Below are 23454 nucleotides of genomic sequence, written 5' to 3' on the forward strand. Positions count from 1 at the left end.
AAATCGACGACGTCCAGAATATTTTTGGAAAGATCGAGCAACTTCAAACCACTCAGCCCCGGCATGACGATATCTGTGAGAGCTATATCGTAACTGCCTGTCCACAGTTTGAGCAGCGCCTGACTTACATCACTCGCCGTCTCAACGATAAATCCGCTTTGCTTCAAGAATTCCTGAAGAGAATGACGCAACGCCGGATCGTCTTCAATAATCAGGATCGTGATTTTTTGTTTTGACTGAGTCATTCTCCGTTTTTCTCCTTCGCGAAAGCGCGAAGTTTCCACTTTAACAGAGATCCTTCCTGGACAGCATCATCAATCTTCTGCAGGATCAAAATATGATTGAAATCGTGCACAACACCAGACGGATACGAGTATCTTTTTCGCTGACTTCACGTTTCATAGCGGATACTGTTTTATTGTAGTACAGTGTCATGCGGAACGCAGACGTGCCTGCATTACGCGTCGGTACGTGGTTCGTTCACAGCAGCAGTGAATGCAAATGCAACCGTACACCGTTACAAGGCACATTCCGCATCACGCAGGTCATTCCGGATACGACCAGTTGGCACGGTTTGCCGGTAAGCCCGTGAATGTGCCGCGCTGGGTAACCGCTGTTCGCGGCGCCGGTTTTGTTCATCGTTTTTTTCGAAAGAGATCCGGGATGGAGTGGTATGACGGTCTCTATCAGGAAACTTTTACAGCGATGCACATGAAAACGCATTCCAAAGGAATCTATCATTTCCTGTTTGCCGAAAATCATTTTAGATATCTACCGGCCTTGGTACGAAAAGGAAATCACAGAGTTATCGGCACATTCCACGCAACAGCAGATGAATTTGACCGGGTTATGCGTATGAAAGAACATTTCAAATGGTTGGATGCTGCCGTTGTCGTATCACACAGCCAGGTGGCGCATATGGAATCGTTGATGGGGAAGGATCAAGTATTTTTTGTGCCTCACGGAATGGATACAGATTACTTTACTCCCGGGCGAGCTGAAAAATCCGGCCGGGTAAAATTGTGTCTTTGCGTAGGCCATCACCACCGGGATTATGCAACGCTTTGCGAAACGGCGGGAATCGTAAAGAGGGAAGATCCGGAGGTGCGGTTCATCCTTGTGAATCGAGTGTTTGCTGCGTATCTATCGCTGGAGCAACAAGAACACTTTCGAAAACTTTTTGCCGCTGCCGGCAATATCGAATTACGAACGAATTTGACGGACGATGAATTGCTCGATTTGTACCGCGCGAGCGATCTGCTCGTACTACCGCTTCTTGATTCAACCGCGAACGTGGCGTTGCTGGAATCGTTAAGCTGCGGGTTGCCGTCCGTAATTACGGATGTTGGTGGCATTCGCGATTATGTGGATGAACAGTGCTCTGTAATAGCGCCGCTTCACGATGCCGGAACGATGGCTTCGCAAATACTCGAGCTCTCAAATGACCCGGTCCGCAGACAAAGACTCTCGCTTGCCGCAAGGGAACGTGCTCTCACTTTTGATTGGAAGCGAATTGCCCAGCAAATGAATCAAGTCTATGAAAAAATGTAACAAGATCTATTTGAGGAGCGCATCGCAGAAACCAAGTGGTGCGGGCGACTCGCCCGCAAAAGCTAATCAGCCAGCAGATGTTTTATTTTCACTGCAGCCACTCCATCGCCACTCCTGAAGCGTGCATCTCTGCCCGCCAAGCTCGTCGACCCTACAAAGTTTTGCGGGCTGGAAGCCCGCGCTCCGTCTGATTTTTTCACAGCTTCACTCGCCCGCACCACATCCCATTAGAATAGAATTATCATGTGGGAAGTTTATTAGTTCTGATTCTCATCGTTCTCATCACATACTTACTCCTTGCCTATTTGATTCTGCCGGCTATGTGGAAACACCACGAACATCATCCTGCGCTTTCCGCAGCACCGAAATGTACGGTTACAGGCGAAGGAATTCCAGGGGATCCAGTGAATGTCGGCTTTGTTGGGACACAGGATGAGATTCTGCGTTGTTTGATTGCAGCAGGGTGGCATCCTGCAGATCCGATCACCTTTCGAAGCGCGACACAAATCGTGGAAAGCGTTCTTTTTCGAAAACCGGATCCGACCGCTCCGGTGAGTTCACTCTATCTTTGGGGCCGCCAGCAAGACCTCGCATTTGAGCGCGAAGTGGGAAGCAGCGCACGGCAACGACATCATGTTCGCCTCTGGCAGGCGCCTGAGGAATTTGGTGTTGTGGACCGTCCCACATGGATCGGAGCAACGACATTTGATGTTGGCGTTGGAGTAAGCCGCAGAACCGGACAAATCACGCATCACATATCGCCAAATCTCGATGCAGAAAGGGATACATTGATTACCGATGCTAAAAACACGCAACAGGTGTTAAGGATCTACCAGGTGACCGGCGTAGGCGCAACACTGTCAGGACGAAATGGCGGAGGAGACAGATATTACACCGATGGAGAAATGACGATCGCTGTGCTTACGAAAGACAATGAAATCAAAGCCGATCCACCGGAGAAACTTCCCAATCCACCTGCTGTAGTAATGAAGAATCGTATCTGGTCTTTTCTGCGGAAGATTTAACTTTTAACCTTTAATTTTTCTGACATCACTGCTTCGATTTCCGGAACTTCGCGCGGTACACGCGTAAAATTTTCAGAGCCAACGGATGTGACCAGTACATCATCTTCAATTCGCACGCCGCCGAAAGAACGAAATTGTTTCAGAACGTCGTGTGATAAAAGATGCGAAATGGCTGGATTCCCGAGTGCGGGTTCCAACACGGCATCAATAAAATAGATGCCGGGTTCCACTGTAATCACCATACCTTCTTCCAGTTTTCGTCCGCAGCGAAGGCTCCGAATACCTGGTTCATCAATGCGGGAAATCCCCTCCGGATACCCGCCCGGATCATGAACATCCAGGCCCATAAAATGACCAAGCCCGTGCGGCATGAAAAGCGCCGGGATGTGTTGAGCGATCAGTTCATCAATGCTTCCTCTGATTACTCCAATATCGCGCAAATGTTCCGTAATCACGCGTTCCGCCAAACGGTGCATATCGGGCCACGCGATCCCGGGTTTCATCGCGCTTTGCACTGCGCGATTGGCGGCGAGCACCGCTTCGTAAATGTCTCGTTGCTTCGGAGTGAAGCTTCCGTTTACAGGATACGAACAGGTGATATCGGAAGCATAACCATGATATTGAGCTCCGGAGTCGTTGAGAAACATATCCCCGTCCACAAGCAAGTGGTTATTCGGCGCGCCTTGATGACCGTAATGCAGAATCGCTGAATTCGGTCCGCATCCACAAATGGATGTATAAGCAGTAAAACGACAACCACCACGCGCGTAAATTTCGCGCAAGAAAATGGCTTCCAGTTGATATTCGTACATGCCCGGTTTGCACGCTTGCATAACTTCCACATGCGCATCACTCGAAATGCCATTGATCCAGCGAAGCAGTTCGATTTCCTCCCGCGATTTTATTACGCGGCACTCCACGATCTCCGGATGCAGAATTGTGAGTTCCGTCTTAAAATGATCGATTCCCGGAAATTGCGCCGGAATCGCCATAAGATTGCTGTCGGTGTTTCGGCCATGAAGCAAAAGCAAAACGTCCGGATTCATTGCACCCAACGTATCAGCGAGCTCATCGGCATAACGGACTTCATCGACTTCGTACGCAGCAAAAAAATGTTCTGGTCGATGGATTCGTCCCATCCAAACCGCATATTCTTCCGGCAAACGTGGCATGAAGAGCACGCTACGGCCGGAACCGACTTGAATAGCTCCGAAGAATCCAGGCTCCTTTACGCCAAACAGATACTGGAAAAAACTTTCCTGTTCGAAAAGAAATTCCCGGTCCGTATCGTACTTCATGCGCGAAGCCCCGCCTTGTAGAAGAACGATCGACTCTTCTGCCACACCTTGTTTCCGGAGCCTTTCCACTAATCTTGCCCTGGCTGCTGCATGCATGGACATCGCCACTCTGAATGTGTGTTCACCCATCGAAAAATAACTTTTCATACTTTTGATCTTAACACGTTCGTAGTAGCGACTTTATTTAGTCGCTATTTTTTAGCGAATGAATTCGCTACTACAAACTCCTTTCCACGTTTCTCATACGTTCCCACACGGACTTCTCCAAACGTGGACGAATGCTGTTTCGGTATTGGGAACTGCCGAAGGGCAACCTGGCAATGGAAGCCCTGAGATCATCCAGATTTTTCCGCTTGTCATGATGAGATCCGGCCGCGCCAGCAATCCTTTCTGCTTCGGCATTGTACATGGCCTCCAGCATGTCATACAGACAACACAGATAGACATCTTCATCATTCCACGAATCGGAACTCTCTTCTGGATCCGTTGCCTGAAGGTTCATCGCATGAAGCCGCAATACCTTTCTCAAACGTTCCCCAAACGAATTGTTTGATTCCATCGCCAGTCTGATATCGGCGATTCCTTTCTGGTAGAGCGACAAGGTTTGGACAAGACGGTCATAACAATGCGCCGTTGCCTGTTCCCTGTAAGGTATCCTTAATTTCGGCATCACACCTCATTTTACAATCTGAAATATGCAATATGCAATTTGCGACAGGCAATAGTTTCCTGCTTCCCTTCTCTCCATTTAACATGTATAGTAAGTATCAAGTAGTATTAAAACGGTAATAGACCAGACTCACTTTACCGGGTGCACCGAAATAGAACCTCTAATGCTGACAGTGGAGCCTGTATGAAGAAGAAACCTGCCAGGACAAAAAAAGAAGATTCACAGATCATGTTGCGTCGCCTGGAAAAGGCGGTCGAAACGATGAATCTCGGCATGACGATTACCGACACGGATTGCAAAATTCTGTTCACCAACCACGCTGAAGCGGAGCTTCACGGGTATGAGCAGTCAGAGCTCACGGGAAAGGAGGCGCGAATCCTCGCTCCCCATGCGTTCTGGAATCCCCCCAGCTTCGAAAACATAAAACAAATGCAGAGCTGGCGCAGAGAAGCCGTCAACGTCAGGAAGGACGGAACACCGTTTCCGGTTCAACTGATATCCGAAGTGATTTTTGATGACGCTGGAGAACCGATGGGGATTGTTACTGTCTGTGAAGATATCACAGAGAGAAAGCGCGTAGAGGAACAACTGGAACGGCAGGCGCTGTACGATACTCTTACGCAGTTGCCAAATCGAACTCTCTTTAATGACCGGCTTTCGCAGGCTGTCAGTAAGACAAAAAGGCGAAAAGATTACTCCTTCGGCGTTCTCTTTCTTGATCTCGATCGATTCAAACTGATCAACGATAGCCTGGGACACACTGTGGGTGACCAGTTGCTTGTCGAACTTGCACAGAGGTTGTTTCGCTGTCTGCGCCCCGGCGATACCATCGCTCGAGTGGGCGGGGATGAATTCACTATCCTGCTGGACGACATCCATCATGTCAGCGACGCAACCCGTGTTGCTGATCGCATCCAGCAGGAACTGAATCTTCCTTTTAAACTGGGGCAGCATGAGGTCTTCACCACTGCAAGCATGGGAATCGCTCTGAGCTCGGAAGAATACGGACGGTCCGATGATTTGTTAAGAGATGCAGACATCGCCATGTATCGCGCAAAAGCGCACGGACGCGCGCGTTATCAGGTTTTTGATAGCGGCATGCACACCACCGCTGTGCTCCAATTGCAAATGGAAAATGATCTCAGGCGCGCCTTGGAACGCAAAGAATTCCGCGCTTTTTACCAGCCCACAGTATGCTTATTCACCGGCAAGCTCACCGGGTTTGAGGCTCTCATGCGCTGGCAACATCCAGAACGTGGTTTGATTTTGCCGGAAGAGTTCATTCCACTCGCAGAAGAAACGGGACTCATCATCCCTATGGGACTATGGATTCTGAAAGAATCTTGCGAACAAATGCAAAGATGGGCCACGCAGTTCCCGACGCGCAGCCCGCTCACGATTAGCGTCAATCTTTCCGGAGTACAAATTGCAGAACAGGATCTGGTTCCTCAAATTGAACAAGTGCTGATGCAAACCGGCATTAATCCGAACCATCTGACACTGGAGATGACAGAAAGTGTATTCATGGCACATCCGCAAGAAGCAACAAGCAAACTGTTGCAATTGCGATCACTCGGAGTTCGCTTGCATATTGATGACTTCGGCACCGGTTATTCGTCATTAAGCTATCTGCATCAGCTTCCGGTGGATACGCTAAAAATCGATCGCTCCTTTGTCAGCCGGATTGGAAAAACCGAGAAAAAGGGAGAGATTGTGGGCACCATCGCCACGCTTGCGCATAACCTTGGAATGGAAGTCATCGCGGAAGGGGTCGAAACGGCGACGCAGCTCTTGCAAGTGAAGGCTCTTGCATGTGAATCTGCGCAAGGGTTTTATTTTTCGCGGCCGATGGCAAGCCGCGATGCCGAAACGTTAATCCTGGCTGAGACCAGCTGGTAAAGTCTAACAAAGTAGCGCGGACGTCCCGTCTTCGCAAGTTCGCAGGCGAGACGCCCGCGCTACTTTGATTACGAGCCCGGTTCTATCTCTCCGGAGGGTTGCACGACAATCGCATGGCCACCCGCGGAGAAACCATCCAGAATTGTATTGTGATGAGACACAATCTGCGCTGCGGTAAGCTCACCATCATCCGCGGTTGTGTGAGCATCGCTTGCCAGGAAAACGTTATAGCCGAGTGAAACAGCGCGCCGGCAGGTGGTATCCACACAATATTGCGTCATGCAGCCTGCGATCACAAGATCGGTGATTCCCAGCGCGGCCAATTTTTGGTGCAAAGGGGTTTCAAAGAATGCATCGCTAGCGCGTTTGTTGATCACCGCTTCGTTGAGCGCAGGAGTCACCGCCCGTTCGATATCCCAGCCAGGCGTGCCTTTTTCTACGCGATGTCCGGAAGGACCATCATGTTGAACATGCAGCACCGGCGCTCCTGCTTCGCGAAAACGGTCCTGCAATGTGCGAATGCGTTTCAATACCCCCTCCGGATCCAGAATGGAGGGCGCACGAACAATTCCCTTTTGGACATCGATTACAAGAAGCGCACGTTTTGACATATTTAATATTTTATAATAACCGCGGGCGAGACGCCCGCGCTACTTTGATTACGTAAGATAAAGCCAGGAAAGTACTGTGAGCAAAACCAGAATCGCTATAATTGCTAAGACATTAGTTCTAAGCCAGTAGAAGGGAGAAGAGCCGAGACGTTTCCCGGAAAGCAAATCTTTTTCGATCAGCTCAAAAGCTTTTTCCGTCAGGAATTTGCTGGAAACGTCCGCAAGCGTCTCATTGGCGCGCGAAGGATGGCCCACGTAGCCAAGTTTTTCTCCGGTCTTGAGCGGATAATTGGGACGCAATCGCTCCATCCACTTCACTGTGAAGGAATTCAGTGATTTATAGGATGGATCCACCAGGTCAGGCCGAAGTTTCAACATCATCGAAGTTTCCCATTCTCCCGCATGGGCATCTTGTTTAAGCGCCTCCAGATCTGCATCGGTGAGCTGGAGCCGCTCTTTCATTTCTTCCAGATAAGGGCCACGAAAAAAATTCCAGATCATGTGGCCTGAATAGGAGACTGCCCGAACGCCGTATTTGCGTGAGACAGTCGCCGCTGCTTCTTCGAGCGCCACGATATGGGTCGGACCGCCATGCGCGTTCGAAATCAGAAAATATTTGAAACCATATTTTGCAAGCGAGGAAAGCGTGTCCACAAGAAGATTGCGAATCGTGCGAGGCTTCACCCGGATGCTGCCAGGCGCATCGAATAAAAAGGAACCAATGTAAAGAGTGGGAATGCGCACGACATTCCACTCAGGATATTTTTCCAGGAAAACCAGGGTGATTTCTTCCGAGAAATGCTCTGCATCAAACGCATCCACACCGAGAGGCAAATGCGGGCCATGCTCTTCCAAAGGGCTGACAGCGATTACAAAAAGAGTGGTTTCGCGATGGAAACCGTCCAGTTGCGGGTATCTAAGCTCTTCTAATTTATGAGAAGGCACAAGTTTCTCCTAATGCTGCAGGCAAGATGCCTGCGGCCGGTAATGCAGACTGAAAGCCGAGGTTGTTGAATAATTCGAAAGAGTCTGTTCGCGATGCGGACCGAATTATTCAACAACCTCAGCCTGCGCTCCGTTAAGCTGCTGCAGGTAATCCTCTTTTGCCTGGTCCATTTCGGCGATCAATTCGGCTCGCATCTGCTGCAGTTGCTCCAACAAACGCTTTCTTGTCAGCATCATCCAGAACAATTGCAAATCACCGGAGATAATCCTGATTTTGTCCCAGTAATAATACGCGAAAGCGCCAAACAACGGCAAAGTGCCGCCGTAAATGGCCGCAACAAACGGTCCAAACTCGCGAAGCACCCAGTAAATTTGGGCCACATAAAACAGCGTGTAGAAAACGATTCCACTCAGGATTCGCGTAGTAGCATAATCGGTTTCCTTTTTTGCGATCTTCCGCGTTATCCAGCGCGTGATCTGAAAAGGCAAGAAATGATTGATTCCTCCCCACAGCGCAAGAGGGAAACTTATCAGAAGCAGGACAACGCGAACCAGGAACGCGCCGTAAGATGCTGGCTTACCAACCATTTGATGGAGTAGACTGTCCTGAAGATGCGCTTTCCGGAGGCGGCTCTGGTACAGGCGAACTCCATCCTGCACCTTCCTCAACCGCACAGGATCCCGTTTATTGAAAAAATGAATTCCATCTACTAATTTCTTGGAAACACGAAAGCGGTCCACTTCCTCCGGATGCATTCCGACTTCCACCAGATCCCGGATCAGCTCCCCTCTGTAGATTTCCGCTATCTCATTCACCAGTTGATCGAGCTCCGGAGCATCCACATGCAGGATTTCTTCCTCCATCGCATCTTGAAGTCGCGTCGTGAGCTGCTCCACCGCGACAACAGGATCGGAAAGATAGCCGGCAATGTAGTCCTGTGTTTTCAACGGAGCGCCGATGCTGACTAGCACTTCCCCACGAAAGGATTTGCGCGCGAAAAAATTCAATCCCACCGGCACAATTTTTACTCCCACCGAAAATTGCTTTTCCGTTTCCAACGCAATCCGCGCCGCCCCTGTCTTGATCCGTTTCACGCGCGGCTCGGAGTGCGTTGTTCCTTCCGGATAAATACCGATGGCGCCTCCCTCCTTCAAAACATCGTAGCAAGCCTGAAACGTGGCTATGTTTTTCTCGCTGTGGGCGGCGTCATCCTGCTTGCGGTATACGGGAATCACTCCAGAATTGTGAAGGAATAGAGCCAGAAGCTTGTTTCGAAACATTTGCGATGTCGCAAGATAATGGATCTTCCTCTCAATGGCGTAGCTGATCATCAACGAATCAATGAAATTGTTGGGATGATTCATCGCAAAGATGACCGGCCCTTCAGGAATATTTGCAGTTCCCTGAATTCGAATCCGGCGAAAGAAACGATTGATCCAAAAGCGCACAAACCGCCTGAGGAGTGCGTAGCCGAATTGAACTTGCGGGGGCATTGGAGAATATTATACCTGCGGAATCGCAGGCGGGACGCCCGCGCTACTTTGCTTACATCGTGAAAGCGTAGCCGACTTTGAAGAAGAGGGTGCGGTTCGCCTGCGACAGATTACTAACAACGGTATTGGCGTACGTATCGGAATACCCCAAAAACAAAACCACTTGCGGATTGATCTTGTAGGAAAACAGAAATTGATTGAAAAGATTGCGGTCCTTCTGATTCACTTCAAACGTATAAAGAGCCGGATCACGAGAAATGTCAAAATATTGCGTGATCGCCCGAACCATCGTGCGCGTATTGATCTGATAGGTGACCCGAATATCGGTAACGTTTGCATGGTAGAGCGGTTCGCCATCAACATTTAATCGTTCAAAATTGTGATTGAGCTGCAAACGCAAGTGACGGCCCAGATCGAACCGCACTCCAGGAATCAGCCGGAGAATATTCCCTTGCCGGGCGTTGTCATAATCAATCTCCTGTCCGATTCGCGTTTCGAAACTCACATAGAACGATCCTGTCGGACGCATCTCAACAAATTCATTCACAAAGTTCCTGTCAAAACGGCGCCCTAAAAAATAACTCGGACCAAGTGCCAGATAAGCCACGTTGAAAAATTCATGTGGCCCATTGATATAGGAATAGGGAGCGACCTGTTGTTGCAATGGATTTCCTTCGCGATCATATTGCCAGGTTGTTTCCGCACCAAAAGTCAATTTTCGCCACCAGTGCTCATTGTTATCGGAGAACCAGTAACGCTCGTAGATCGCATAACCTTTGTGATAACCGACCTGCGGTATGAAACCGAGATCCGCACGGAAATCATCGCCCGCACCTTGATACTGTGCGAGGCTCATCCACGATCGGTCTGTGTGCTGATATACAGCGCGCATGGATGTGCCGGTCAAAGAACCGGATGGCTGATCGAAATCACGTTGAATGGAATCAGGATACTCAGTGTGTGAACCGAGGAATTCGATCCGGACCGCTTCCTCACCCCAACGGAGCAAACTGTCCACACCAAGCACGCGATTGTGATACTCCCCACCTTCACGGCTCGTAACCAGGCCGCCGACTGTTGAACCGGAACCGAGATCATAACGATAGCGCAAGATTGATGAAGTATTGTTTTGATTCAGCGAACCCAAACTGCTGAATTGACTTCCAGGAAAGAGAAAATTGGTCAGATCATCCTGAGCTACAATCGCTCCGAACGCGCTCTTACCTTCTTTGCCGCTGAGCTTCACACCCCAGGTTGGATCTGCGATGTTCCGGCTGTAAATCGCCTGGATCTTCGTGTCAAAATAATCGGCGCCTTCCAGAAAGAAAGGGCGTTTCTCCGGATAAAAAAGTGCAAACGCTTTGTTTACTGAAAGCTGCGCTGCATCGGCCTCCACCTGCGAAAAATCCGGATTCGCTGCGCCATTCACGGTGATGCCCGGAGTGATCCCCCAACGCACAGTTAATCCGGGATCGACTTTCCCATCCGTTTCATCCTCTTCATTCAGGTGTTGCCCGGTTAATGTGGGGATCAGCTCCATATTTTTACCCGCTTTGAGTCCAGCGAAACCTTGCAATTTCGACTCGCTGCACAGATAGCAATTCCGGCCACGCGGCAACTGGTTTAAGCCGAACCGGTATCGTTGATCGCGAGGATAAATACGAAGCGCGTCAATTCCCCAGGTACTATTTGCTTCCGGAAATCGCAAGGACGAAAAGGGAATTGCCATCTCCACTTCGTATCCTTGAGCGGTCAGTTGCCCCGCAGAATCCCAGATCGCATCCCACGAATCATCTTCTACTCCGGTAACATCGCTCTGGGAAAGGTCCATTTGCACGCCGAAAGGATTCACAAAAAATTCAAATGCGCGGCGTTCATCGTTGAAAGTATCCAGAACAACACCCAAAAAATCGTCTTGAAAAGCGCGATCGCGATCCGTCAAGCGCGCCCGAATCTTTTCCGGTTCCGGATCGTGGGCACGCGCCGCGATATAGAGATAGGAATGGTTGTACGTAATCCACATTTCTGTTTTCACCGGCGCTGCAGTGTTATCACCCGGATTCGTCTCGTACTCCAGAGTAAACGTAGGAGGCTTTTGCCATGCCGGTTCCTCCAGAGCTCCATCAATCTTTATCGGATCCTGTACAGCTTCCACACGATAAGTTTTCTTTGCAGTCGAAACCGTCTCCTGTGCCAGACCTGGAATCGAACAGAAAAATGTTACGGCCGCGAACGCAATAAGAATTCGAATGCGCATTGTCTTATAACTTAGACGAGATGGGGCTCAGAAGGTTGCTTCCCCCGCAAACGTCTGTAACGTAGAATAGGACACCTTCTCAAAATGAACCCCCTCATTTGTTATGAAATTGTTCCACAGAGGTACAAACGGCAAGAATTGTCATGCGGGTTCCCGGTGGAACATCGCGTTTCAAAGCCTATGTTTGTTTTAGGAGCATTATTATGAGCAAAAAGAAAAAGAATACTGCAGAAGACAAAATCAAGCCGGAAGAAGTGGAATCCGGAGAAAGACTTTCGGGTGAACCTGATGCGAATCTTACAGCGGTTGGCGCAGGCGCAATAGCAGGTGCTGCTACAGGCGCGGCTTTCGGAGGAGCGCTGGGAGGTCCGGTTGGCGCCGCAATTGGAGCGGCAGCAGGTTCTGTAGCCGGGGGCGCGGCAGCGGATCAAATCCAAGACGAATTGGACCCGAAGCTGGAAGAAGTTTACTGGCAAGAGAATTTCAAACATCGACCGTATTACAAGGCGGGCCATAAATACGAAACCTATTTGCCCGCGTATCGCTTCGGCTGGGAGGCCGCGAGCCGGCGCAACTACGGTGACCGAGACTTTACCGAACTGGAACCTGAATTGAAAATGAGGTGGGAAACCGAACATCCTGATTCCGGACCATGGGGCTATGTCCGCGACATTGTTCGCGATGCATTCGTCCGGATCCGTGAGAAACGGGAACAGTTTGGTTTTAAGAATGTAACTCCGTAATTTGAATGAATCGAATTGCTATTGGGTTGGGACTCGCAGCTGCGCTGATACCGGTTTCTCTGTTGCTGGGATTGTCCGCAACGAAAAGTATTCTTGCGGGCGTCATCACGGGAATTATGTTTGTGCTCTTCGCGTGGGGAATGTCCCGAGTGATGGGGAAGTAGTGGTAGAGCATTTGCGACAAATTCAGAAAGGCAGTTCCATAAACTGTGGACTTTGGACCACAAAAATTTGTGCCCAGGGCGTGGCAAATGCTCTGCAACTACAAATCTACAAATCGACGATTTCGCCGGTGCGGACAAGCAGCAGTCTGCTCAACAACGGTCCGGGTACCATCTCCGCAAGAGCGAGGGCGTAAAGGCGCATCTGTTCCGCATATCGTTTGCGCATTGGCTCAGTCAGAGAGATATCGGTCTTGTAATCCACGATCAGGTGTTTGTCGCCATCCTTCACAAGCAGATCGATTTTGCCTGACAGCGTTTTGCGCGATTGCCGGTCGAAATACACAATCGGTACTTCCCTGCCCACAATGTCAATGTTGCTCAACCATCGCGCTGCAGCCGAGTCCACAAAACCTTGAAGGATCTGGCTGCTTGCTTCAGCAGCGTGATCAATTTGATTCTTGCTGAAGTTCCGCGAGTACTTCCCTTTTTCAATCCGCAACAGATGATCAAGATCGCCCGCCTGTTGAAAGTCCCATTTCTCCAATGCTCCATGGCAGAGCAATCCAACAAGAGTTCCACCCGAACGTTTGGCGCGAGCAGCAATTATCGCAAGCTCCTCTTCGCCAGGTTCCAGCTTCTCGGCTTCGTTTGTCACGCTATCGACCTGCACTTCAGAACGAAGCAAAGAGGCGTCTTGCACTTTCTTCCACTCCTCCAGAACAGGTTCCAGCGGTTGATAATGCGGTGCAGTCTTGTCTGCCGGTTGTAAAGCAGAGGAAGATGCTTCTTCTTTGACCTGCATGAATGGATTCACGTTTTGTAGAAGTTGCAACACCTCTTTTCCGCTTCCATTCTCCAGACAGCAAAAGTAGATTTCCTTTTTTGCTCGCGTGGCCGCGACATACAACACCCGTTTCTCTTCATCATCCAGCACCGGCTCCTCCGTACTGTAAGAACCGTCTCGGTATTTCAGTTTTAAATAATTTGCCTCAGTTGCCCAGTTGATCTTCAGGCCTGATGCGCCCGTTGCCCAGTCATGAACAATCTCAGTGGGCACATTCGCGGAACGGCGAATTTCATAATCCGTCAAAGGTACAAACACGACCGGAAAATCCAGGCCTTTGGAATTGTGAATGCTCATCATGCGCACCGCATCCAGACCTTCATCCGCCAGCGGTTCCTGACCTCGTTCTTTCCCTTCCCGTGAAAATTCAGTGAGCACCGAAACAAAATGAAAGAGGTTGAACGCTGGATCCGTTTCCAGCTCAACTGCATACCTGTGGATCCGTAAAATATTAAGCGGAGCAAGCGTGCTGCGATAACTTCCGTACGCCAGTCCCGCGACCGTAAGCACGGGAAGCTTTTTCAAGACCAGATCGATCATCGATGCGGGACTCAGCAGATGAATCTGCTTGCGGATCTCGAAGATTCTCTCCATAAGGTGACTGGTTGCAGGCTGGAAGCCTGCGGCCCCTAATGCAGGCAAGATGCCTGCGCTCCGTTTGTGAAAAAACAGCGCAACTTCCCGGTCCGTCATCCCGAACAGGGGCGAACGCAACATGCCTGCAAGCGCGACATCATCCTTCTCATCCACAGTGAACTTCAGAAGGTTAATGAAATCGATCACCTCCTGTGATCTGTAAAAGAACCGTTCCCCTTCGATGATCACCGGAATATCCTGCGCGGAAAGAGCATCCACATACAAATGCGAATGCACAAGTTTGCGCAGCAGGACTCCGAAATCACCGAACTTAGCCTCACCCGAATCGACCAGCTGGCAGATCTTGCGCGCTATCCAGTTTGCTTCAGAGAGAATTCGCAGATGCAATCTCTCATTGTCAGGTGAGTAGATCCTTACAAAATGAACGCATTCATCCAGCTTTTTCTCCCGACAAAATTCGGGGCGCGCCGCAATCGAATCATGCGGACGCATTTCGGGGAACAGATTCGACGCAAGCACGTTCGAGAACTCCACGAGATTCGCGCAGGAACGATAATTGCCGGTGAGCGGACGCACCTCGGCGCCGCTGTTTTTCAAAACCGTCTTCACGCTTTCATACGCCGAAAGATCCGCGTTCCGAAATCCATAAATGGATTGTTTCGGGTCTCCCACAACAAACAGCTTCTCCGGCTCCAGTTCAAACTTCCCCGCTCCCTCGTGAACTTCGCGCAAAGTCAGGTTTTGATGAAGATCCTTTTTCTCGCAAAGATAAAGGATGATCTCGTACTGGACAGCGTCCGTGTCCTGCATCTCATCAACGAGCACCAGGTCGTACCGCTCCTTCATTTCAGACCGGATTCTGCGATCCATCAGTAGCGTGTGCGCGAATCTCAAAAGATCATCGTAAAGAACGTATCCCGATGCGTGATATTCCAGCAGAAACGGTTTCACAAAATTTTGTCGGATGAGAGCCACTGCATTGTGCAGGTCAACACTTTTGCAAGCCAGCAGATCCTTGACCGGTCCATGATAGGGCGCTTTCAGTTTTCTCATCTGCACCATGGCGCTCAGAACCGGACGATGCAGTTCAAAGTCTTTCACCAGGCGTGAAACAAACTCACCGAGCGTGTTTTTTCTAAAACCCCATTTTTTTGTATTTGCAAGGTCCTCTACCAGCCAGCGAAGATCTTCGTTTTCGAGTTGAAAGTCGTGACGCGTCTTCACGAGCTGTTCCGCTAGCGCGCGCAGGGTCGTGACTCCGAGCGATTGAATGATGGCCTGATCCGCCGGCGCCGGCGAAGCCAGGAGTTGCGACAGAAACTCATCCCAACGGTTTTCAAACAGCGCCTGAAATCTTTCCTCCTGAGGATCGATGTCGAAGATCGGTGGAAGCGGCACCTCAGGAGCAAATCGTTTGACTAGCTGCAAACAAAAAGAATGAATCGTTCCGATGAAACACTTTCCAGCCATCTGCATTTGTGAAGCGTCCAGATCTCCTTTCGACACGAGTCCAGCAACGCCTGAACGAAGACGATCGAGCATTTCATTCGCCGCTTTATCCGTGAAAGTCAGCGCGCAAATTTTATCGGGCGAAATCCCCTTTTTGACAGCGTCCAGAATGTGTTCTGTCAGCGTGCGAGTCTTGCCTGTCCCGGCATTCGCCTCAAAAAATGTCGCTGTTGTCTTATTCATGCTCAAAATTATTATTTATCCCCTTTATCATCGTTATCTCTCTATCTCTTTTTCTTCTATCTCACGATCCCCTTCCTTTTTTGCGCGCAATAGAGTGGCGGAATGAGTCCGCCTGCAGATCAGGATGAAGTCACAGGTGGTGCAGGGGGACCAGTAATCATTTGGATCTTCCAGAATCTTGAATTCTCCCTTTAGAATGCTTTTTCCGATCTCCTTCAACTGATCGAAACCTATGGTGACCTGTTCCTGTGTTGGAGCCAGACCATAAATCCGCAAAGTCGTATCGAGTCTTCCCGGAGCTCCCAGATTGATGAGTTTGTGTTCCAACTCTGCCGGCGATCCAAGCTCACTGAAAATGTTTAAACGGAAGTAACGAAAGCCGGACGATTCCAGCAACTGGCGATGCTGTCTTTCCAGCTCCGGATAGAAGCAGAATTGCAGCTCTCCTTGATTGAACATGAAATCCGCAGTCTCTTTTGTGGCCGAGGCTCCCCATTTCATTTCACCGATCAGTCTTTTCGCCCCATAAAAGAGAAGGTCGGGAATGCCATAGATATTCATAATGCCGAGATCATCTTCCAACAACTGGATTTCCGGCATGTAAGTGCGGTCCGGCACTTCTGCATGTTTGAACTCATAGCCTTCCGTTTCCAGATATTGCAGCAGCGTCCGCGCAGCATTGGAGAATTGCAACAAATAGTAGTCAACCAGAACTTTCGGTAAATAGGGCGCATACTTACGTCTGATTTTCGATTCAGCGCTTTGAACTGCTTCTACGATCGAGATTCCGCCCGCTTTCAGCTTTAAAACCGCTTCCTTTACAACGCTCTCCGCGATGCGGCCTTTGACAAGCGGAGTCAGGTCGTGCGGAATTTCCGTTGGCGTAAAAGGGCTCAGTTGCAGCTTTAAAATTCGGTCCGAGTAAAAGGAAAAACCGCAGCGCACATACTCCTTGATTCGGCTGTACGAAAAACGGAGCTTTCCATCGGACAGCTTCTTCCATAGCTCTCCGGAATCCTCGAGCATTCCGTCTATTGCTGATGCAGCTGTTCGATCCATGCTGTTGAGTTTTTCCGCAAAAGAAGATGTGCTGTCCGCGTAATCCGGAGAGAGACCCTGGAATTGTTGCAACAGCTCGGATGGCGAATAGCGGCGGATCAGCGTGGAACATTCGTGAGGAGCGGGCAGAAGCTGAGGTGTGAGCCGGTGTTCCAGATGCCTGGGAAATTGTTCGATGAAATCGTTCTTTTCCGAGGTTTTTTGCGTAAGAAGGCGCAAAGCTTCCTCTATATATATGGATGCGGATTTCTTGCGCCCCTCCGAATCGGACCGTTGATAGGAAAGATGGAGTTGCTGTTTCGCCGACCGCAGCGCCAGAGTGAACAGCAGTAATTCTTCATCATTTTCAGAATGTCGCTTGGGAAACGGCCCCGCTCCTGTCGTTGACCGGATTAATCCGCGCAAACCATCCGGCAAGAACGGATCCTCCGAGGTCCGCAATGGCCAAACATCATGATTGAGGCCCGTCACAAAAACATAGTCCAGCGAGACTCCGCGCAAACTCATGATGTCGCCGATCGTCACCTCAGCATCAGTGGTTTGCGTGTCTTCCCCGCAAATCGTATTCGTAAGATAATCCCTGAAAATCTCCACAAACTCATTCAATGTGAATTCCGTTTCGAGCGGCAAATCGCCCATTTTCTCCAGCAACAATTCCAGCTCAATTCCGCCCGCTTCCTGATAGGAGGCCGCGGTAGCGAGTTCCCTGACAAGATTCCTTAGAGCCCCGGTGAAATCTCCGAATCGTCCTTTTAATGGAATCCGATCCATCTGCTCTTTGAGCTGGATCAGGTACGCAGCGGCTCGCCGAAATTGTTGAACTCGCGGATCGTTTTCATCCAGCTCAAAAATGTCCGGCAATTTTCTCTGATCATCCGCGATTGGTTTCAAACGATGCCAATCATCGCTGTTCGTGATGAATAGAATCTCCAACAGCTCCCGGATCATCCTTGCGGGCGTGAACGGCTCCTCTAGCAACGGCGAACAAAGCAGCTCAAACACAAGGTTGTGGTTCAAATGAGCCTGCCGCGTTAAGAGCAGCAGATAAACAAAGTGTCCGGATGCTGAAGAACAGAGTGTGGGATCTTTCGGGATCGAGTGCGGAATCTGATTCTCGCTGAATACATGCTGGAACGCGGCACGACAGGACTCCACTGACCTTGTGATCACGCCAATTTGATCAAAGCGCGCTCCTTCGTTCAATACGAGCTGCAAAATCTTCTTCGCAACCACCCATGCTTCTTCATACGGTGACCCCGCATTAAAGACTCTTAGTTGGAGCGCGGGCTTCCAGCCCACTTCGTCTGATTTGAAAAGCCGGCCTTCCAGTCCCAGCGATGCACCCTCACTGTTGTCGTCAACCACCTTTACTTCTCCCCCCAATTTCGCCGCCAGTGAATTCGCTGTATCAAAAAATTCCTGCGCGTATTCCGCCGGATGTTCTACAGAATTAGAGGGAGCGGAAAACGGAAAATACATTCGCACGGAGCCATCCTGCGCATGAATCTGCCTTGACAGAGTCTCGATCAGCTCAAACTGCGCCGGCGTGGCGTCATAAAAACCATATACATGAAGCACGCGAATATTTCTGCTCTCCAGCCAAGCGGGAGTGTATTCCACAGCAAGCGCAGCGGCGTACTGCACATTCACCACATTTTGCGCCTGCAGGCTTTCCAGATAAGTGCGGTAAAGAAGGTTCAGCTCGCGGAGCGTCCTCAAATTACCGGCGCGCATTCGCATTTCCTGATCGGAGGAGGCCTGATCCAGAAACTGCGCCATCAAATCAGGCGTGAGGAGTCCATCCACCAGATCCCGGATGGTGCTCAGCAAGCCCTTTGCGGTGCGGTACGCTTGAAACTGCTTCAGGCCCAGTCTCCGGGCCGCCGATTGAAGCGACAGCACGAAGTAAGTGGGATCATCTAGAGCGGAATAGGGCTCCCGCAAGGAATCCATCAGAATTTCTTGCGCGAGACCGTTTAGTGAAACAATCCGGACGGCGCTGAACGATCCGCATCCAGATTCAAACAGCGTGCGCAGAAGCTGTTTTCTGAGCGCCGCCGAAGGCACAAGGACCATGTGCTGGTCTCGCAAGTGATCCTTTCTCCGTTCGAGTCCTTCGCGAAACGATCGGCTAAATTCCTTTTCAATCGCTGCAAACGAACCAGCAGTTAAAACAAAAGACATTAGATTATTCTACCCTGCTTAGCGCGAATGCTCCGCAAAATTGTATAATCTGCATTCCAAAAGGCTCCGCAATGAAAACGATCGAGAGACTGACGCACAAGGAAAAAGCGGAAGTTGTTGACGTCCTGACTGCCGCATTTCGCGACTATCCTGTCATGCGATTCATATTGCAAACGGACGGCACAGAATACGAAACAAAGTTGAAAGCGATCATGGGATTCTATACGTCCGTGCGACTGGCGAAGGACCGTCCTGTATTGGGAATCCGTGAAAACGACACACTGGTCGCCTCCGCACTCGTGGATGAATCCTCACTGAAACCATGGGCCGAGATGCAAACGGAGCTAAACCGTTTAAAGGAAATCATCGGTGAAGACGCTTATTCGCGGCTCGAGTTATTTGAAAGGCTGACCGGAGGGCTTGAGCCGATTTCTCCGCATCATTTCCTTGGCATGATCGGCGTGCGACCCGAATATCGCGGCAAGGGTTTCGCGCGGCCAATCCTGGAATCCGTCAAGCAAATGTCAATTGCGGATCCGATATCCACCGGCGTTTGTCTGAACACCGAAGATGCTGAGAATGTGCCCTTCTATGAGCACTTCGGCTACAAAGTCATCGGCGAAGTGGATATCGAAAATTTACACTCCTGGTGCATGTTTCTTCAGACGCGCTAACATCCCCTCTCGAAAACGAAAATGCGCTAGCTATTTTGCAGGAACGAGATCGAATTTGCCGGACGATTCTTCGTAGAACAGTGCGCCTTCTTTTGCATCGCCGCCGCTCCAATGTTTCATTCCGCCCGGTATGAAGATGAAACCGCCGGGTCCGACTCGTTTGTCACCCGCGTCATCCTTATATAGATAGGCGCCTTTGTGAACCGTTAACCACACATCATTCGTATGTGTGTGCATTCCTGCATCGTAGCCGGGTTTAAATTTTGTGAAACCGCCATAAGGACCTTTCGTATCGTCGCCCCAGAGGAGTGACTTGGAAACGCCGGGCACTACCTCTTTAAAATTTGCACTGTCCGAGTTGGCGAATATGACTTTCTCCTTCTCCATTCCCTGCCCTTGAACAAATCCGATCGACCATGTGAGGGCCAATGCGGCGGTAATTGTTAGAACCAAAAGTAACTTCTTCATTTTCATCCTCCTTTTACAGTTTCTTTGAATAATTCTGATGCCAGCGAAGGCGTGTAACTTTGCCCTCGGGTCCCGTTTCAAAAACAACCTCTTCTCCCAGATCGTCGCTGTCTTTGCGAATGCGACGAAAAATATTCTCGCCGATGAATTTCAGTTCAGCCAAATCTTCCATCGGTTCGCGAGAAGGAAGATCCAGAACCTGGAATTTTTTCGTACGCGAACACAGCATCCGCCCATACCTCGAATAGCCGAAGCGCTTGTTTGATCTGAACATTCTGCACAAGATCCGGTGCAGGTTGCACCGCGGCATGTGCCGGTGTTGTCAACACAAAAATAAATAGCGAGAAGAGCAAGTTTCTAACTTTCACAACTTACCTCCGCTTTCGAATTTATTGTAGCTAAATTGCAGACAGAACCCATAATAAGGTAGAGAGCTGGGCCGAGACACCTCCTAACTCATTCTGCCACAATTTCGCTTTCTGAAGCCTCCCGGAACGGTGATAGAATTGTGACGGAGAGCCAGCCATGAAGATCAATCAAAATACGACCGTTCAAAGTACGACTCCGTCCCAGTTTGAGCAGACACCTGCCACAACAAACGCGGGTGTTGTTCAGACAAATCCCGAAGTAACGCCGGAAAGCGCCGCGCAGATGCAACGCTCCGCCGCAACTGAAGCAAAAGGTTTCATGAATTTTTCCGCCGATTTTGCGCGCGCTCAATTGTCTCAAAGTTTGGATGCCGTGCAGAATCCTGCCCGAATTCAGACAACTCAAGTGAATCAGGCGGCGAAAGAATTGCTAAGCGCGCTTCCGAACATAATCAGCAAGTCCGGGAATGATCCGGACCAATTCTTGAAAGGTGTAAAGGAGCAGGTCTCATCCTCAATCGGGTACAGGAATCTGGGCAGCATGAATGATGGGGATATCATGGCCATGGCTTTCACGGTGATTATGGAAGCAGTAAAAAGCGCCCGCGAAGACCTCAAAAGCATCATGGAAAGTGTCAAAAGCATCAACGATGCCAAAGCAGACTTCAGAGAGCTTCTGAGCAAGTTCAACGAAAACGCAGCTCGTACTTCGGATTCTGATGCAAAAAGGGACGATGACCCCTGAGAACGATTACTGAATGCGCCGTTTGAACAACCAGGATGCCCCGAGCACAATCCCCGCCACAATCAAAAGTATCCCGAGCGGCTTCATGTACCCGAACAGAGCAATGCCAACGACGATGATCAGAACGCCATAGGCTTCATTCCGCCTCAACCTCCTTTGCCAGAAGGGACGTTTCAGAATCTTGCCGCAAAACTGACACACCCCATCGACATCGAGAGTTTCTTTCGCGCAAAATGAGCAGTGAACTAACCCCATGAGATTTCGTGATGATGATTCTATCACGGCATTGCTCAATACAGGCAAGTTGCAATCTCAGTGGAACTCCAGTGGTATGGAAGATTGCATTTCCGATTGCGTGAGCGTGCAATCGGCTGAAAATGTATTAAAATCTCTAGTCACTATGCGCGCAGCACGAATTTTGTTGATCGTTCTCATCGGGATCATTCCGGTTCTTTTGTCTGCAAACGAGATGGAAGAGCCGGCATCCTATCAAAGCGGAAGAGGAGGGATGATGTCGCCGCCGGTTGTTCTGCCGCTTTCCAGAATCCTTCAGCTTCGCGAGCAGATTTCGCCGGAAGCCACATGGGTGCCTGAGGAAGAAGAGGAAATTTATGTTAACGAAAACACACCACCGGAAGAAGGTCCCGTTAGATTTTTGCCGCATCATTCCTTCCAGGAAGACCGGATCGATCGCGATCCTGATTCGATCCAAGCAACCGCAACTGCCTCTCCGGTGCTTCTGAAGAAATTTTCTGGCATTGGAGAAACCGGCAGAGGGAATCTGGATACAATTCTGGCAGTGGGGCCGTCTCATGTTATGGCGGCAGTCAATCCCAACGTAGCCATCTACACAAAGAAAGGCCGTCTTCGTTTTGAAGCTCATTTTCGTGTGTGGTTCGCATCTCTAAAAGTTGCGCGCGGCGCTCACCTTTTTGATCCCAAGCTTGTGTACGATCAATATAGCGGCCATTTTATTTTCCTCTGCGATGCGCGCACGCAAGCGCGTTCCTTGTTCTTGATTTCGGTTTCAAAAACCTCCGATCCCGAAGGGGAATGGGCTTTCTGGGCGCTCGATATGCAACAGAATGGAACTGAAAGAGTGAATTTCTGGGCCGATCTTCCCAGGATCGGTTTCGATCAGGATGCAGTGTATTTATCGGGCGGAATGTATACGTTCGGCGTTTATCAGTTCCAGTACGCCAAGATCAGAGTGCTGAAAAAGAGTGAGCTGTATGCGTTCAAAAAGCTTGGATGGTACGACTTCTGGGGCATGAATGAACGTCCCAGAACCAAAGCAATTAATATCGAGCCGGCTCACGCGTATGGAACAACTGACGCGGGATATTTTCTAAGCATCAATCCATCACGCGGAAGCAGGCTAACGCTCTGGAAAGTCATCAATCCAACTGCTGAGACACCTATACTCCGGAGAAAACGGATTGCTGTTTCCACATACAGCGCCGCGCCCGCTGCCGAGCAAAAGGGTGGTGGTGCGGTTATCAATCGCGGTTGCGCTTGTGTGATCAATGCGGTGTTGAAGAACGGGTCACTGTACACCGCCTTCTCAACAGCACATGATTGGGGCGCGGGAAATGTTGCCGCGTTGCGCTTTTACCAGGTCAGTACTAGCGGAGACCTCATTCAGGAAATTACTTACGGCGCAAAAACGTCTTACTATTTGTTCCCTTCCGTCATGGCGGATTCATCAGAAAACATTGCGATTGTATTCAACCGGACCGGCCCGCGTGAATTTATCGGAAGTTTTTACACAGGCCGCGGCGCTACCGATTCTCCGGGTACTCTGCGTAAAAGCTCCGCCCTGCAGATGGGACTCTCAAACTACCAGGACGTTTTCAGCGGCTCCAACATCACGCATTGGGGTGACTATAGCGGCATCGCACTTGACCAGGACGATACCATTTGGATCTACGGTGAATACGCGCGCGGAAGCAAAGAACGCGGCACAATTATCGGCCAGCTCGACTTCTAAATAATCCCGCCAGGCTTAAACGGAGCGCAGCATCTTGCCTGCATTACGGGCCGCAAGCTTGTTGAAAAATCCAGAATGCTGGCGGTCCTAGTGGAGCGCGGGCATCTTTGCCCGCAAAATACTCGCCGAGCCGACAAGGGTTTGCGGACTGGAAGTCCGCGCTCCAACTGATTTTT

The 23454-nt window shown here is 50.0% G+C and carries 21 protein-coding genes; 8 read left to right on the forward strand and 13 right to left on the reverse strand.

From position 1 onward, the window contains the following. Window positions 1-245, reverse strand: a 245-nt coding sequence (locus L0156_14830; protein ID MCI0604270.1) for a response regulator, incomplete at its 3' end; no start/stop codon positions are given. A gap of 250 nt (window positions 246-495) precedes the next feature. Here L0156_14830 and L0156_14835 point away from each other — a divergent pair. Together L0156_14835 and L0156_14840 are read left to right on the forward strand one after the other, a co-directional pair. Next, window positions 496-1551 carry a glycosyltransferase family 4 protein gene (locus tag L0156_14835; protein ID MCI0604271.1) on the forward strand — a complete coding sequence of 352 codons (1056 nt, stop codon included), beginning with the start codon at window positions 496-498 and terminating at the stop codon, window positions 1549-1551. 245 nt (window positions 1552-1796) lie between these two features. Continuing rightward, on the forward strand, window positions 1797-2576 hold the full coding sequence (locus L0156_14840; GenBank protein MCI0604272.1) for an LssY C-terminal domain-containing protein: 780 nt from the start codon (window positions 1797-1799) through the stop codon (window positions 2574-2576). Here L0156_14840 and L0156_14845 read toward each other — a convergent pair. Beyond that, window positions 2573-4021 (reverse strand): aminopeptidase P family protein, encoded by a 1449-nt coding sequence (locus L0156_14845; GenBank protein ID MCI0604273.1) that lies wholly within the window; start codon window positions 4019-4021, stop codon window positions 2573-2575. The genes L0156_14840 and L0156_14845 overlap by 4 nt on opposite strands. A 70-nt stretch (window positions 4022-4091) precedes the next feature. After that, window positions 4092-4544 (reverse strand): hypothetical protein, encoded by a 453-nt coding sequence (locus L0156_14850; protein ID MCI0604274.1) that lies wholly within the window; start codon window positions 4542-4544, stop codon window positions 4092-4094. Between the two features lie 183 nt (window positions 4545-4727). Between L0156_14850 and L0156_14855 the strand changes: the two genes are divergently transcribed. Beyond that, on the forward strand, window positions 4728-6443 hold the full coding sequence (locus L0156_14855) for an EAL domain-containing protein (GenBank protein MCI0604275.1): 1716 nt from the start codon (window positions 4728-4730) through the stop codon (window positions 6441-6443). A 68-nt stretch (window positions 6444-6511) separates the two neighbouring features. Here the strand turns inward: L0156_14855 and L0156_14860 are convergent, their stop codons facing one another. From L0156_14860 to L0156_14875, 4 genes are all read right to left on the reverse strand, one after another. After that, window positions 6512-7054: a cysteine hydrolase gene (locus L0156_14860; protein MCI0604276.1), complete on the reverse strand. Its 543-nt coding sequence runs from the start codon at window positions 7052-7054 to the stop codon at window positions 6512-6514. A 48-nt stretch (window positions 7055-7102) separates the two neighbouring features. Beyond that, window positions 7103-7999: a creatininase family protein gene (locus L0156_14865; protein MCI0604277.1), complete on the reverse strand. Its 897-nt coding sequence runs from the start codon at window positions 7997-7999 to the stop codon at window positions 7103-7105. A gap of 105 nt (window positions 8000-8104) precedes the next feature. Beyond that, complete coding sequence (locus L0156_14870; protein MCI0604278.1) at window positions 8105-9493, reverse strand: lysophospholipid acyltransferase family protein; 1389 nt, start codon at window positions 9491-9493, stop codon at window positions 8105-8107. Between the two features lie 52 nt (window positions 9494-9545). After that, window positions 9546-11750, reverse strand: coding sequence for a carbohydrate binding family 9 domain-containing protein (locus L0156_14875; GenBank protein MCI0604279.1), 2205 nt, complete (start codon window positions 11748-11750; stop codon window positions 9546-9548). 203 nt (window positions 11751-11953) lie between these two features. On the opposite strand from L0156_14875, the gene L0156_14880 reads away from it, so the two are divergent. Next, window positions 11954-12493: a hypothetical protein gene (locus L0156_14880; GenBank protein ID MCI0604280.1), complete on the forward strand. Its 540-nt coding sequence runs from the start codon at window positions 11954-11956 to the stop codon at window positions 12491-12493. Window positions 12494-12498: 5 nt separating this feature from the next. After that, a complete protein-coding gene (locus tag L0156_14885) occupies window positions 12499-12657 on the forward strand; it encodes a hypothetical protein (GenBank protein MCI0604281.1) in 159 nt (52 codons plus the stop codon). Between the two features lie 106 nt (window positions 12658-12763). On the opposite strand, the gene L0156_14890 is transcribed toward L0156_14885, so the two are convergent. After that, window positions 12764-15790 (reverse strand): UvrD-helicase domain-containing protein, encoded by a 3027-nt coding sequence (locus L0156_14890; GenBank protein ID MCI0604282.1) that lies wholly within the window; start codon window positions 15788-15790, stop codon window positions 12764-12766. Window positions 15791-15823: 33 nt separating this feature from the next. Beyond that, entirely contained in the window at window positions 15824-19033 is a 3210-nt protein-coding gene (locus L0156_14895; GenBank protein MCI0604283.1) for an exodeoxyribonuclease V subunit gamma, read from the reverse strand. A gap of 71 nt (window positions 19034-19104) precedes the next feature. Between L0156_14895 and L0156_14900 the strand changes: the two genes are divergently transcribed. After that, a complete protein-coding gene (locus L0156_14900) occupies window positions 19105-19707 on the forward strand; it encodes a GNAT family N-acetyltransferase (protein ID MCI0604284.1) in 603 nt (200 codons plus the stop codon). A gap of 30 nt (window positions 19708-19737) precedes the next feature. On the opposite strand, the gene L0156_14905 is transcribed toward L0156_14900, so the two are convergent. Genes L0156_14905 through L0156_14915 form a run of 3 tightly spaced genes read right to left on the reverse strand, consistent with a single transcriptional unit; the run spans window position 19738 to window position 20543 of the window. Beyond that, window positions 19738-20175 (reverse strand): DUF4437 domain-containing protein, encoded by a 438-nt coding sequence (locus L0156_14905; protein ID MCI0604285.1) that lies wholly within the window; start codon window positions 20173-20175, stop codon window positions 19738-19740. 13 nt (window positions 20176-20188) lie between these two features. After that, window positions 20189-20338, reverse strand: a complete 150-nt coding sequence (locus L0156_14910; GenBank protein MCI0604286.1) for a hypothetical protein — start codon at window positions 20336-20338, stop codon at window positions 20189-20191. Continuing rightward, a complete protein-coding gene (locus L0156_14915; GenBank protein MCI0604287.1) occupies window positions 20331-20543 on the reverse strand; it encodes a hypothetical protein in 213 nt (70 codons plus the stop codon). The genes L0156_14910 and L0156_14915 overlap by 8 nt, the downstream gene beginning before the upstream one ends. Window positions 20544-20700: 157 nt before the next feature. Here L0156_14915 and L0156_14920 point away from each other — a divergent pair, with 157 nt between their 5' ends. Further along, window positions 20701-21288 (forward strand): hypothetical protein, encoded by a 588-nt coding sequence (locus L0156_14920; protein MCI0604288.1) that lies wholly within the window; start codon window positions 20701-20703, stop codon window positions 21286-21288. 6 nt (window positions 21289-21294) lie between these two features. Here the strand turns inward: L0156_14920 and L0156_14925 are convergent, their stop codons facing one another. Continuing rightward, entirely contained in the window at window positions 21295-21543 is a 249-nt protein-coding gene (locus L0156_14925; protein ID MCI0604289.1) for a hypothetical protein, read from the reverse strand. Between L0156_14925 and L0156_14930 the strand changes: the two genes are divergently transcribed. After that, window positions 21542-23278, forward strand: a complete 1737-nt coding sequence (locus L0156_14930; protein ID MCI0604290.1) for a hypothetical protein — start codon at window positions 21542-21544, stop codon at window positions 23276-23278. The genes L0156_14925 and L0156_14930 overlap by 2 nt on opposite strands. Window positions 23279-23454: the final 176 nt, after the last annotated feature.

The organism is bacterium (assembly GCA_022616075.1).
Lineage (GTDB): Bacteria > Acidobacteriota > HRBIN11 > JAKEFK01 > JAKEFK01 > JAKEFK01.